Annotated in this window: 6 protein-coding genes and 3 pseudogenes; 5 read left to right on the top strand and 4 right to left on the bottom strand. The window is 57.9% G+C overall.

From position 1 onward, the window contains the following. Window positions 1–878: 878 nt before the first annotated feature. Window positions 879–3,071, top strand: a pseudogene (locus ACVW17_RS16570) (non-ribosomal peptide synthetase); the annotation flags it as partial. Window positions 3,072–4,059: 988 nt separating this feature from the next. Here the strand turns inward: ACVW17_RS16570 and ACVW17_RS16575 are convergent. After that, window positions 4,060–5,294, bottom strand: a pseudogene (locus tag ACVW17_RS16575) (DUF3422 domain-containing protein). 784 nt (window positions 5,295–6,078) lie between these two features. Further along, a complete protein-coding gene (gene tcuC / locus ACVW17_RS16580) occupies window positions 6,079–7,422 on the bottom strand; it encodes a tricarballylate/proton symporter TcuC (protein ID WP_456798973.1) in 1,344 nt (447 codons plus the stop codon). Window positions 7,423–8,416: 994 nt separating this feature from the next. On the opposite strand from tcuC, the gene ACVW17_RS16585 reads away from it, so the two are divergent. Then, window positions 8,417–9,517 (top strand): GFA family protein, encoded by a 1,101-nt coding sequence (locus ACVW17_RS16585; protein WP_456797588.1) that lies wholly within the window; start codon window positions 8,417–8,419, stop codon window positions 9,515–9,517. Window positions 9,518–9,523: 6 nt separating this feature from the next. Further along, entirely contained in the window at window positions 9,524–10,201 is a 678-nt protein-coding gene (locus ACVW17_RS16590) for a 2OG-Fe(II) oxygenase (protein ID WP_456797589.1), read from the top strand. A gap of 799 nt (window positions 10,202–11,000) precedes the next feature. Here the strand turns inward: ACVW17_RS16590 and ACVW17_RS16595 are convergent. Then, complete coding sequence (locus ACVW17_RS16595) at window positions 11,001–11,288, bottom strand: hypothetical protein (protein WP_456797590.1); 288 nt, start codon at window positions 11,286–11,288, stop codon at window positions 11,001–11,003. Between the two features lie 39 nt (window positions 11,289–11,327). Here ACVW17_RS16595 and hisN point away from each other — a divergent pair, with 39 nt between their 5' ends. Further along, on the top strand, window positions 11,328–12,197 hold the full coding sequence (hisN, locus tag ACVW17_RS16600) for a histidinol-phosphatase (RefSeq protein ID WP_456797591.1): 870 nt from the start codon (window positions 11,328–11,330) through the stop codon (window positions 12,195–12,197). 70 nt (window positions 12,198–12,267) lie between these two features. After that, window positions 12,268–12,750, top strand: a pseudogene (gene eutB, locus ACVW17_RS16605) (ethanolamine ammonia-lyase subunit EutB). A gap of 8 nt (window positions 12,751–12,758) precedes the next feature. Here the strand turns inward: eutB and ACVW17_RS16610 are convergent. Beyond that, window positions 12,759–14,075 (bottom strand): preATP grasp domain-containing protein, encoded by a 1,317-nt coding sequence (locus ACVW17_RS16610; protein ID WP_456797592.1) that lies wholly within the window; start codon window positions 14,073–14,075, stop codon window positions 12,759–12,761. Window positions 14,076–14,306 lie beyond the last annotated feature (231 nt).

Below are 14,306 nucleotides of genomic sequence, written 5' to 3' on the forward strand. Positions count from 1 at the left end.
TACTGCGTGTGCAACCTGCACGCTTGCTACTGATGTAAGATGGGAATCGTTAGAAACGATTTGGTAGGCCTAGAACGCGATCTTGGCGACAATATCGTGGTGCGGATCACACCTATCAGGGACGCTGAAGCAGATAAAAGTGGCGATGGAGATCGGCACCCGACCACGCTCGCCTAAACCGAGACAGTAAGACCGCAGTATTCAGTCAGGCAGCCGGAGGTGCATTGGCTCGTCAAGAGAATACACAAACGTCATTGGCACGTCGGTCGCTTGTTGCGACGATGGGGGTATCGCAGCAACTTGTCTAAACGGGTAGATGAAACTTGCTTGTTTCATCCAAGCCATTGCCATGGTGATGCTGCAGCGCCCGATATTTTGAGGGCAATCGACTTCGATAGGAGAGGTCTTCTCGCGGGCAGAGAGCTTTGCCCAGGCAGTTGCTTGTTTCGGTGATCGTCGCCTTGTCGTCGGTGTTATTGTTTGAGCTATGTCTGGCTCACAACATCGATGTCTCGAGTCGAGCAGCAAAACTCCTCTGTGCGGCCATAGGCGCGTTGTTCTTTGAGGAACTCACGCGCAAACATCGTTGGCACGTCGGTTGCTTAAGATGCGTATAACCCTCTGACGATCATCTCGCTTCGCAGGCGCAGCCAAAGAGTTCGGATTAGGCGTTCTCAATCTGTCCAAATGTAGGGACGATGACGTTGTCACAATCAGATGCTTGGAGGTGTCGACTAACCGCTCGGGCTTACCTGCGGGCTCTCTCTCCTTGAAATCACCCCGACCATTGGCGTGTGGCGACAGGTACGGAGGATGTTGATGTCCGGTTCGGCGGTGGTCGACCCGTGGATGCGCAGAAGCTCGCGAGGAATTCCGGCATGGATATAGGCCACCGCCTCCCGGTCTTAAGCGAAGCTGAGGCGCGGAGCACAGCAACTGCCCATGAATTGTTGGCACCTTGTGAAGAGTTCTGGCGACAGCGACTGGAGCAGTTCAAGGTAGTTCAGCTTCCGTTTTCGTCGTTAAAAGGCAGGGCTCCGGCGACATGGCAGTCGAGCGCTTGGCTCACGCCGAGTGCGTTGGCTGAGTTATCTCCCAGTGATCGCGCGGAATTCTTGCTAACTGCTTGGTTGGTCTACCTCGCCCGCATCACGGGGGAATCAGAGCTTCAATTGGGATGGACTCCCGTGCCGGATGGATCGCGAGCCGGCGTGAAAGCGCTCGGGGGGCTCGTCGCTTCTGTCGTGCCGATGGCAATTACCATCGACCTCGATAATGTTTTTGCAGAGGCGCGCACGGCGGTCGCGGCCGAACTCGCTCAGCTGAGCGAGCAGAGTACCTTTGCGCGGGATCTTATTGCGCGATGCCCGACGTTGCGCGGTGTGGAGGCGCTACGATTGCGCCGTCCCTGGCCGGTTGGCGTTACGTTTACCGGAGAGAGCTGTTCTGCTGCTGAAGAGTTGGCTTCGAGCTCCAGTTCTGAGATAGCTCGCTCCGGCGAGTTGCTAACGCTCGAAATTGGCGCTCTGGATGGGAGCTTCCGATGGCACTTTGATGCAAGTCGCCTGGAGCCCAATCAGATCGAGCGTATGACACAGCATTTGCAGAATTTGTTGTGTGCTGTGGAGGCCGATGCGCAGCAGCCAGTGTGGCAGGTTGAACTCTTGTCATCCTCTGAGCGGGCGCATCTGTTGGAGGAGCTGAACCGGACGGCTGTGGCCTATCCGTCGGACCAGTGCATCCATGAGCTATTCGAGGCCCAGGTACGCCGTGCGCCGGATGCGGTGGCGGTGGTCTATCAGGACCAGCGCGTAAGCTATGGCGAGCTCAATGCGCGGGCCAACCGGCTGGCGCATCATCTGATCGGGCTCGGGGTGACGCCGGATCAGCCGGTGGCGATCTGCCTTGAGCGCAGTCCGATGATGGTGGTGGGGCTGTTGGCGATCCTGAAGGCGGGTGGGGCCTATCTGCCGCTGGACCCGGCCGATCCGAGTGCGCGGCTGCACCAGGTGCTGGAGGATGCGGCGCCCCACCTGTTGCTGGCCGATGCGGCGGGACGATCGGCGCTGGGCGACGATGCACGACTCGATCTGACGATGGTCGATCTGGCGACGGCGAGCCCGGCCTGGGCGGCGCTGCCGGCGACGGATCCGGACCCGCGCGCGCTTGGGCTGACCTCGCGTCATCTGGCCTATGTGATCTACACCTCGGGGTCGTCAGGCATGCCTAAGGGCGTGGAAATGCCCCACAGGTCGCTTATGAATTTGCTCCTCGCCGGAGTGTGACGCGCTAAAACGACGTACACTTCAGTTCACGACTTTGAACTTCGACGTTTCGTTCCAGGAATTGTTCGGTTGCTGGAGGGACGGCGGCCTACTCATGCTAGTGCGTGAAGAGATCCGTGCCGATTTCTCCGAGTTGTTGGACTTTGTGTGGAGAGAAGAGATCGAAAGGCTTTTCCTCCCATTCGTGGCCTTGAATCATTTTGCCGAAGTTTGGTGCGCTCGAGGAACGCTGCTGCCATCTTTGAGGGAAGTCTATACAGCGGGTGAGCAATTACGAGCCACCCCCGAGATCAGGTCGTTCTTCAAAACGCACCCGAGAGCAAGGTTGATAAATCAGTATGGGCCCACGGAAACCCACGTTGTTACTGAGCACCATCTCGCGGCTGATCCATCATGCTGGCCGCAATTGCCTCCGATCGGCCGTCCGATCGCCTGCTGGATGGTCATGGTGAGCCCGTTCCGTTTGGCGCGGTGGGTGAGCTTTACATTGGCGGGGCGGGAGTTGCGCGCGGCTATCTGAACCGGCCGGAGCTAACGGCGGAGCGATTCATCGCCAGCCCATTTGTGGGCGGCGACCGGCTGTACCGGACCGGGGATGTTGCGCGCTATCTGCCGGACGGCAATCTTGAGTTTTTGGGCCGCAACGACGACCAGGTGAAGATCCGCGGCTTCCGGATTGAGCCGGGCGAGATTGCGGCGCGGCTCATCGAGCATGCCTGGGTGCGCGATGCGGTGGTGGTGGCGCAGCAGGATGGCGCCGGCGAGAAGCGGCTGGTGGCCTATGTGGAGTGTGCGCCTGAAGCTCGATCGGATGGGCTGGATGGCGCTGGAGCTGAGCTGGCCGCCACGTTGCGGGCGCATGTGGGCGCACCGGGGAGTTCCTGGAGTTTCACGATGTCATGGTTAGGACGAATGACGAGAATGGGGTGTTTGAGGCGGAGATTGTCAACTTGGAAAAGCCAATGAGCTTCGGCAGTCGAGCGATAAATGGACTACTTCCCATTCTTGGGAGGAGTTCTTGCATTAGCTCTGCGATTTCGAGGTGCCTAATGCCGCCTGTTGCGTCCTCACCATCTCGTTTTCCAAATTCTGCGCTGCGCAGATCAGGGCAGCACGTTGTGGTCGATGCGATGAGAAACGATGTCTGTTGAAATATCTTGCAAAGGTCGGATAGGAGCATCACGGGTGCGATCAGTTTGAACGTTCGTCCCGCTGCCGTGCGTTGTGGGATGCGGCACCAGAGGCGCACCATAGGAGGCGGTGCGCTCCCAGCCTTGGGGTGCGAGATGGAGAGCTGTACCTCCCAACGGGCCGGCAGCCCGGCGACCAATGGGCGTCGGCAGACCTCAAAGAAGGAATGCGCCTGCACGACGCTGCTGCCCAGCGCTTCTCAGCCGGAGACAATTTGACAATTTCGGGTGTGAACTACACGGCCATGCTAGGACCACCTGGCCTCGAGAACGAGATTTTTCTTCGCCGAACCCGAACGGTCTCGCCTGCCAATCCGGAGAGGTCGCCTGCAGCCATTCTCAGCGATGCAGTTTGGCGGCACCCCGTCCGTCCACTGCCTCGGGAGAAGGGATAATCTGTCACGCTGCCGTCGTATCCCGCCCGCGAGCTGATAGCTTGCGGAAAACGGCAGCAGCATCTTTGATCCTACCGCAGCAATGGGCCAAAGTCGGGTTTGCGCACTGTTGACGGTGCGAGGGAGCGCATCCGGCGGCCAAGGGGATTAACGTCGTTAAGTTCTCCTGTTTATAGCTGAAACGGGTGCTTACTCGCGCATGGCGGACGGCTCGTCGCGGTGCTTGAGATGTCTCTTCCGAGTATTGTAGCTGACCAGCCAGATCACACCGACTGCGATCGGCACGGACCCTGCGGTTAGATAAGAGGGCTCTAAATGAAGTCCGACATCATGGGCTCCCTTGGCAAGGTAGCCAAACAGGCTGACCACGTAATATCCTATCGCCGCGACTGATAAACCCTCTACCGTGCATTGCAGCCGAAGCTGCTGCCCGGCGCGTTCATTGATAGCGTGCAGCAGATCCCGATTCTGGCATTCGATTTCGACGTCAACGCGGGTTCGCAACAGATCTGCGGCACGCGCCAGCTTGACCGACAGGGTTGCCTCGCGATCCGCAGTCGTGTCGCAAGTCCGCATCGCAGGTGCCACCCGGCGCGCGAGGAACGACGACCAGGTCGGATAGTCCGCAATCTCGCTGCCTTCGATGATAGATAAACGGGATTGGACCAATTCGTAATAGGCTCGGCTGGCGCCGAACCGAAACAGGCTTCCGGTCGCACCTCGCTCGAACGAGGCAGCCAACGAGGTCAGTTCGGCAAGTAGATGGTTGTTGAGTTTCAATCCCTCCGCGCCCTGCATTTCTTCGAGTACCTCGCCAAGACGTCTATTGATGCGATCCACGAATGGACCGAGCTCAAGTGCTGTCGATAGACCAAGTAGCGCCAGCGGACGATATGTCTCGACTTCAAGCAGGCGCTGCACCAATGCGCCGAGATTGTGCGGTGTCAAGCCGAGGTCGCAGACGAGAATCCTGGTGAAACCATTTTGGTCAACGCGAAAATCAGAAGCCATGACACTTTCTCCGCCCTTTATGCGGGCCATAGCCAGGCTGCTCTTGTCGAAAAGTTGCTCGGCTCGTCTCAATGGGCAGGCGTCTTGCTCTACATCCAACTTGATTGCGACCAGCAATTGTCCTCCTCCCTGCCGCAACGCTCGCATCAGACAGTGAACCGCGCCCGGGGCGCCCTCCGCCTGGCGATCGGCCGAACTACTGACTATCCATGTGAAGGTGGCGAACTCGGCATGCTGTTCCCAACGAAGCGTCACGGGTCCGATAGCAATCTGGTGATGTTTCGCTGAGGGCCGCGGTGAGGGAAGGTCGCGATCCCGACAAAATGCGACGAAGCCGCGGCGATCGCTTGCGCCGCATCGTCCTTCGCAAGAAATGCGTAGTGGATCACCTTGAATGGTGGAACAAGCTGCATAAACGGGCGCGCATGCACCTCGTTGAGCACGACGTCGCGCTGCGGATGCAGCTTGAAAGTGTGAGGATCCAGTCGATCGAGCACGTTTGTAAGCCCCTCATTTCAGAAACTGCATTTGCGCAGGCCCGCAATGCGGCGTGGTGGGTCAGCTCGAAGTCGCACCGATTCGCGCAAGCCGCGCCAAGTGTCGGTGGTTGCCAGCCGACCCGCACAAATATCGCTTGGTGTCGATGGGTTGGCGCACGTGTCGTGGAGCGTAGACCTGCCACCAGAATAGCCCGGTGGCACCACCGACGTTCGCACGGCTTTTATTCTTCCGCTCGCGTGACATTGCCAATCGCCGTCGCCGGCTCCCCACCGTCGATGAATGAATCAATAGCGCAATCATGACTCTCATCCTGGCGTCGCTCATCTCGTCTCGCAATTGGACGGGATGCAGGATCTGGGCCAGCACGAAACGAGCGAAAAGCTGTGCTTTTGGCAGCGATATGACCCGTTGAAAACTGTCAGAGAAAGATGTCGGACATGAAACGCGGCGACATTCAGCCGTGCCGTCCTCACGTAGGAGGTTTGCGCGCTGAATCTGCCTCCGCGCTTCGGCCGGGGAATGCTGATACGACGATCGGCCGCTGCCGACTAACGGCTGCGAATCCCTCTTCAGCGGTCAAGCATTCCCCGGCAATAATACTACACGCGCTGTAAGGTGACTGCCAGGCGTCGTGGCTGAGCTCCGCATGAGGTCGTCATGAACGAAGACCGGCAGTCAGCGACTGAGAACAACACGTTAGCGCGATGCGGCCTGCACGCCTAAAGCGCTGTCGGGCGGTTCGGGGCGCACAGGCTGCGCGGCTTTCGATGGCTTAGAAGTTCCTCGATAGATCGAGAGTGCAGCGATCACGCTAAGTGCGGCTGCAAACATCAGCCAGAACCCGGGCGAAGCCTTGTCATTGGTTCGTTCAATGAGCCAAGTCGAGGCAAGTGGAGTGAAAGTACCAAACAGGGCGGCCGCGAGTGCGAAGGCCAGGGAGAAGCAGGTTGTGCGCACATGCGCAGGTACGATCTCGACCAGGGCGCCCAGCATAGTTCCGCTGTAGGTGCCAAAGTAGAAAGAGAACATCATCGCCACTGCCAACATCTTGCCGAAAGTGGGGGCGCTTACCAGCCAATTCAAAGCCGGATAGGCCGTTATCAAGGCAAGGCTAGCAATGGCGAGTAGAACTGGCTTGCGGCCAACACGGTCGGAGAGGGCGCCGCCAATTGGATTCCAGATGAAGTTGGTCACGGCGACCAGGAGTGTCACCAAGAGCGCATCCTGGGCGGATAGCTTCAAGACGGTCTTGCCGAACGTGGGCGTGTAGACGGTAACGAAATAGAAGGTCGCCGTGCTCAGCATAGCCATCATCATCCCGAGGACGACAGGGCGCCAATTCGCAAGCGCAGAGGCCATAACTTCGCCTGCTGTGGGATGCTTCTTCATCGCCAGAAATTCAGGAGTTTCTTCCAGCGTTCGACGAAGGAAGAAGATGAGGGGGATGATAAGACAACCAAGAAAGAAGGGAATTCGCCACCCCCAGGAGGCCACGGCCTCCACCGGCATCGATTCGTTCAGCAGGTAACCCGCGATCGCCGCGACAAAGATCGCGACCTGCTGGCTGGACGACTGGAACGAAGTGTAGAAACCACGATTGCCTGGGGTTGCGATCTCCGCCAGATAGACTGAAACGCCGCCGACTTCGACGCCGGCGGAAAAGCCCTGGAGCAGCCGTCCGGCTAGAACAATAACGGGAGCGGCAATTCCGATTGTCGCATGGCTTGGACAGAAGGCGATAATCACAGTGCCGACTGCCATGATCGACAAGGTGATGATCAGGCCTTGGCGACGTCCAATCCTGTCTATATAGGCTCCCAGCACAATCGCGCCCACCGGACGCATTAAAGCGCCCAGCCAGAACACGCCAAACGTGTTAAGCAATGAGGCGGTTTCGTTCTCTGCGGGGAAAAAAGCGTTCCCAATGGCGGTCGCGTAAAAGCCAAATAGGAAGAAGTCGAACTGCTCGAGGAAATTGCCGCTGGTCGCACGGAGGATCGCATTTAGACGCGATTTGACCGAGGCGTGCTGAACGAACATTTGTGACACCGCGAGTTTCCTTCCCAGTCGAAGGCCGGTCGCGGCAAAACCTTACGCCGGCCCAATTGCAATCAGGCCGTGACTTTGTCGTTCAAGACATTAGCGACCGACCGGAAGGCGCCCTATCTTTGGGGCATATTTTCGGCGGCCGCCAAATCGGTGCACGGTTTTTTCAGGCTGTGTTGGCGGAAGCACGAGTGTTCCTCCGCATAAATGGCCGCGAGTTAGCCTGACTCGAGATGAAGTTCGGCAAACATCCGTGACGGCCGGTTGTTCATAAGGTCGGGTACGCGGCGCTGCTCAAGCAGTCTTTGGCAGTCTATTAGCCCATGTCCTGTAGATTGGAAGCGTGTCTGTTTTCGCTGTCCGGTTTCTGACCGCCGTGCAGAGCCCTGTCAGCTTCAAGACATTTGCAACGAGGGACGGTCGTGAGGGGTCTCTCAACGTGCTCCGGAACTTATGGGGCAGTGTCGGATTGGCACGGCATTTGCTGCAAGGATGCAACAACACAGGACGGCGACGGAATGCAAGCAGAACAAGCCAAATCCAGCGGTGATCTCTTTGGTCTTGAGGCCCGCGAGCCGGGCGGCTGCCGTATTTCACCACGATTCTGCGAGCGATGAGTAGCGCCCAGGTTACTCTCGGCATCGGATTGCTTGTGGATCGGAAGCCGGCGCGGCGCCGCTTCGACCGGACGGCGCGTTTCTCCGACGCCTTCATGAACCGGCCAAGCTCATCGGGCAAGCGTCGATACTGCGAAGATGGCGGGGGCGCCACGATTTGATGCGGCCAAAAGCGTCGAACCAGCGAACTATTTGATCTCGCTGCTAACCCATGGCCCTCGCTCGAGTGATCGTTCTCTCCTCATGACAGGATCCAAATGAGGTCTTCTCAAACGTCTCAATTCAAACAAGATGAGCCTTCGCACATATTCTGTGAGCACTTGGCTGAGCACGCACGAGTTCAGTGTGGCCCGCATCCATTCGCTGCGGAGATGTCCAAAGAACAGGTTGTAAGCCTGCTGCCTGAATACCTGGCGATGTCACAGGCGTTCCCGTACCTGCAGGCGGGCTCGCAGAAGGACCTCATATTCGACGCCATGCATCACAATCGGGACGTTACCAGGGATATTGAGCTGACCAGCGTGGTCGCAAATTTCATCTGTTGGGATGAGACCGGCGGCTATGGCCGAGTTATCCAGGGCGGCAAGGCGGCGCTACCCGAAATTCTGGCTACCGAAAGCTTCCACTCGAACCTGCTTAGAAAAGATGCGTCGCGATTGCTCGGCCGAACAATACAGCCTAACTACAGCGCCACGACGAAACGCTACCTGCATTGCCTCTATGATGGGTTGTCATCGATAGATCCCCTAATCCGTTGCGCCTACATGGTCGCTTTTGAGCTACATGCTGCGGAAATGATCCAGGTACTCTGGTCCACTTTGACCAGGATCTTTGATGTGCAGGCCGGTGATCTCGAATACTTCCGGAGTCATGTCGGCGGTGACGATCCGGCAGAGAAATATCACGGAGAGATGACAAGCCGGCTCGTCCGCGAGCTCGTCCCGGTCGACCGCAATGTTCGCTTCATGGGCGAGTTTAATCAAGCCTATCAGCTCAATGTACAGTGGTGCCGCGACCTACTTCGAATTCTCCCGCCTGGGAAAGCAGGTGGCCGAGCGGAGATCGAGCATCGTGGCCGCTGCCATTGTGGTTCCGTTAGGTTCCGCGTGCGCGCGCCGCGAAAGGTCCCGGTAGTTCGATGCAATTGTTCAATCTGTAGGATGTCCGGATTTCTGCACTTGCTCGTGACTGGCGACAAGCTCAGCGTAGAGCGCGGCGAAGAATCCCTCACGACCTACCAGTTCAACAAGAATATCGCCCGGCACACTTTTTGTCGGTTTTGCGGCGTAAAGCCTTTCTATAGGCCGCGATCGGATCCTTCTGGATTCAGTGTCAATGTTCGATGTTTGGATAGAAAAGCCATCGAAATCGCAAGAATAGACGACTTCGATGGCGAGCACTGGGAGCAAGCGCTCCGCTCAATGCACGAAGGCGGCTTGGAATACCGTCTTGAAGATCACATCTTGGAGTGACCACGAATGCCGCGCGCAGCGAATGAAAAGGCCCGCCTGCTTTCAGAGGAACATCTGACGAAATATCGCATAGAGCTGTTGGTGAAGGGCACGGTGGTGATCGGTCCGCAGACGTTGTTCACCCAAGATGACCTGGCAAGGATTGATCAGCTGCAGACTGAGATTCCCGAGGAAGAAGTGCGGGAGGGAGATGCCGGCGACTCGCACAATGTCTTCGTAAAACGCGTGCGCGTAGACCCGCCGGGTCGCCCTCCCAGCAACGCGGATGGTGCAGCCCCGGGGCAGATTGTCGAACTCCTCCAAAGAAAAGACCGCAGCTTCGCACTGAAAAAAATATTGGGAGCATCATCAGACTATGTCATTCGCCGATGCCAAATGCATCGGATGCCTCCTGGTTCTTTTGTTGGCATCCATTTGGATGCTGCGAGCGACCCCGATTTCGAGTACGCCGTGATTGTGCAGCTCGCGAAGAACTTCAAAGGGGGAGAGTTCGTGGTGTATCCAAGCGCCTACGAACAGCAGGTATTCCGACCGCCATTTGGAGCCGTGCTGATCACAACGTGTAAGCTCCGCCACGAGGTGAAACCTGTGCATACTGGTGAGCGCCGATCCCTGGTCTACTTCTGTTCAAAACGCGACGGCGTAAACCGAAGGACCATCGAAAGCACGTCTGGTAGTCTATGAGCCGGATTGGCCGAATGGCTTGACGACGGGCGAACCGCCGAGAGGATCGGTTGCGGACCGAGACCATATTTTGCGGTGCGCCTCATGCTGACAATGCCTGACACCCTTCGTTGATAAAGGCAACGTCAAACCCGGGATTGACGTGGCTTGGCCTAGCAATCACGGGGCGCCGAGTGTGGAAGGAAAGCACCTTCTCGGCACAGGCGGACATACGGCCGTACGAACAGGACGGCACGACCTGGTCTGCACCGTCGGCGTGACGGCGTGGCGTTCGGGACGGAAACCGCTCGTGGCGGCGGCTTCAGAAGACACAGGGGGCGCTCGGTAACATTGTCATCTGACGCAATATTGGGGGCCGCTTTCGATGCACGCGACAGCCGCTATTGAGGACGTGTGTTCGACGTATCCATCCGATGCGGATAACTCCGGACATGATTGCAACAACCTCATTGCGGGGGCTGAAATCGCAAAAATCGAACCGAGGTTGGGGAGGTCGCCCCTATCTTTGACGGCCAGCCCTTCAGTTTTGAACTCGCAGCCGCTGCCGTAACCTAACGGCGGCAAGGTCCATTAAGTCTCGACGATTGGTGGAGAGGCTTGGACAGAGACCGGCTGCGCGGCTGGAAAACCCTCACAAGTTGGACGCTTGCGGCGCATCTGGTTTTAAGTTGATCGTGGTGGATCACGCCCGCGAAAGGTCCGGAATCCGCGGAATTGATCGCGGCCGTCAGCTTTTGGTCAGGGGGCTGGGTTAGTCAGGCGCGAAGACGGCTTGGGGAATCCTAACGATCATGCTCGGTCAGGTGATGTTTCTTAGAGGATGATCACGTGTGCGGGTGAATAGCCGCCGGGCATGTTGATCTGGAAGGGTAATGGAGCGTTCGCGAAGGATGGGCGGTTTGGCACACGCCGCATCGATGCGGTTGAGGTTTTCAATTCCTGTCAGGCGTAGGAGCGGTCCCATCGTCCACGAGGCGCTCGCGGACATCAAGTGGAGCACTACGATGTTGCAGAACCGGAGCTCGAAGCTGGATTTCGATTTCTGCAAATTCAGCGTCTCGAAGCATATGCGGACGCGCTCCTTCATCCGCGATCCGCGATGGCCGTTGTTCCTGAAGGCGCTGTAATGACCCGATATGCCGTTACGGCAGACGATGCCGATTTCTATCTGTCATTCGCCGCCGAGCTTGCCGATGCGGTCAGGCCCATCGTGCTGTCCTATTTCCGCACGCCGTTGGATGTCGTCGCCAAGTCGGATGCCAGCCCGGTGACGATCGCCGATCGAGCCGTCGAGCTGCTTCTCAGGGAAAGGATCGAGGCGCGCTTTCCGGAGCATGGCATCATCGGCGAGGAGAGCGGAGCCAAGCCGGGCGGCGCGTTCACCTGGATCGTCGACCCGATCGACGGCACCAGGAGCTTTATCAGCGGCTTTCCCTTATTCGGCACGCTGATCGCGTTGACCTATCAGCAGCAGCCGTTCTGCGGCGTGATCGACGTTCCCTTTACCGGCGAACGGTGGGTGGCAAAGCCCGGTTTGGCGCGGTTCGGCGATGGATTGGCGCGGACCAGCACATGCGAGAGCGTCGCCCAAGCGCGCTTCTACACGACATCGCCTGACATGTTCCGCAAAAGCGAGATGGTGCCATTCGAGCGGTTGTCGCGCGCTGCGCGGATGCGCCGCTTCGGCGGCGATTGCTACATCTATGGCCTGCTTGCGTCGGGACACTGTGACATCGTTCTGGAAACAGGGCTTCAGCCATATGACTACATGGCGCTGGTGCCGATCGTGCAGGGCGCCGGCGGCTGCATCACCGATTGGGAGGGATGCCCGCTCTCGATTCACTCGGAAGGGCGCGTCCTAGCGACCGCAACGCCGCGGCTTCATGCCGAAGCGCTCGCCTTGATCCGGGATAACCAACGATCATGCCCTACAGGACAGCCATTGGAGGCACAGACGTTGGCTTTGCCGACCCCAGGGATCCGATGGCCAAGGTGACGCCCGAGCGGCCGGACGATCAGCTAGCCGGCATCGGCGCTGACGTTTCGGTCGAGCGGCTTGCGGCCCAATGGCCCTCGCCGATCTGTCGCTCAAGGCGTTCCTAGCCGGGGAACTGATTCCGGCCGATACTGACGACCTCTCTCGCCTGATCTTGGATCGACATGATCCGCCGGCCTTTGCGATCGTCTCATCGCTCACCGTCGGCGAGTTCCGCGAATGGCTGCTGAAGCCGGAAACCCAACGGTAGCTTGAGGCGGTGGCGCCAGCCTGATGTCTGAAATGCCCTGCGTTCTCGAAGATCATGCGGTTGCAGGATCTGATCTTGGTGGCGTCGAAGCGGGAAGTGGTCACAACATTCCGCTCGACGATCGCGCTCAAGGGACGGATTTCGACGTGCACGCGACGATACCGTATTCGCGGAATTATCCGCGATAGCATCTGCCTGGACTACAAACTCCGTGCCCATGAACGAAATTATGCATCGATTGCCACCAGTCCTAGCGAGTGGCTACACGAGCGAGTTCGCAATCGACGCAAGAAGGCACGTTGAGATCTCGTTCAATTCATTGTCAATAGTCGGTGCTGTAGCTCGCGTGATGCGGCCCGATCGCGCGCAATTGCAAGGCATTCGACCGTGCCTGCATCCTCATCAGCAGCAAGCGGGATCACACCATCCTTGCGCGTGCGGTCGAACAGAAAGCGTTCCTTGACGAAACGGTCATGTGCCGCTTGAAGAGAGCGTGATCGAACATTTCTGACGGATGAAATGACGTAGAATCCAGAGTAGTCGACACCCAGCAGCCGAACGGCAATGTTGTGTAACACCGAGCCTCCACCCCACCGCCCGTTCGCCTCGTTAAATAGCAGCCGCCCATGGCTCGTGAAAATGGCATCGATGTTGATCATTCCGCGGTATCCGAGGCCTCGCGCGAGCTCCGCAAATCGGTAGGCGTGTGTCTGGGCAGCCAGCCATTGTTCATTTGTCAAATCGCTTGGCAGCTCAAGTCCCGTCCAAATGAGAGATCTTTCGGATTGGTCGCTGCTTCGACGCAGGCGAATGCTTCCACTGTTGATGAAGCCGATCGAACCGTCCTCCTCGATTTCGTACTCAAGATAGAAGGGAGACCGGGCCAAGTGGTACGATTCCACGACCAGTGTATTGCACGATGCTGTGGTCATCTCAGACCAAAGTTCTTCTGGATTAAATGACGGCCAAGTAACTTGCCTTGTATCTCTTGCCCCGGGTAGTGGACCACTCTCATGGGCGGTCAGGATAACGTTTCCGACTCCACCGGCTCCATTGTCCAACTTGACGATGACGTTGCCGGTCTCAGACCTCAGCGACGTAACCGCTCGCAATAGATCGTCTGAGTTCGTGGTTACGCATCCGTTTGGCAACGGGAGTCCGACACTTGTAGCCAATTGACGGAAGTGGCTCTTACGGTTCAATAGATCTGGCCCCCGTTGCAGAGCGAATCCGCTCCCGCTCTGCGGAATACGCAGCAAGGCCGCCAGGCGCGCGACGCCTTCACTAGGATAGCATGGATATATTCTCCAGGACGATTTCTGCCGAACATGGCTGTTGATTCTCTCGACAACGGAATTTGACAGCAGCGTGCAGTCGTCAAGAACGCTGGCCGTGCCGCCGCATTCAGGCACAAACAGCGAAAGGCTCGAGGCATCGAAATCAAGCGTTTCACCAATGAAGGACAACAAGTCCGGCCGGAGGGCTACCGGTGAGACTATAAGGTCGTCCTCCTGTGCAAACCATGCCGAGCGCGAAGCCGAGTTGGCGGTGAAGGAGATTTGAGCCGCTGTCAGACCCTCTCCCGACATTTGTGGCGTACCGGCATTCATGATCAGGATACGAGGCAATACCGATCTCCAAGGCCTTTTGCACGATCAGAAGAGATCGCCATGCGAATAACGACGAACTCGCTGCGGCGCGTTGCGCAGAGGCCGTGAGCGTAAATCGGCTTTGTGCCGCATTCCGTCGAACCAATATTTCGCGAGCTTAATAATTGTATGCTTGAATGTTTCTCTCGAGGGTAGTTGGATGGAAGTTCGGCATCGCGTCGAAAAGGCCTCGATCGCGTCATTGCAGCG

The organism is Bradyrhizobium sp. USDA 4473, from assembly GCF_054063335.1.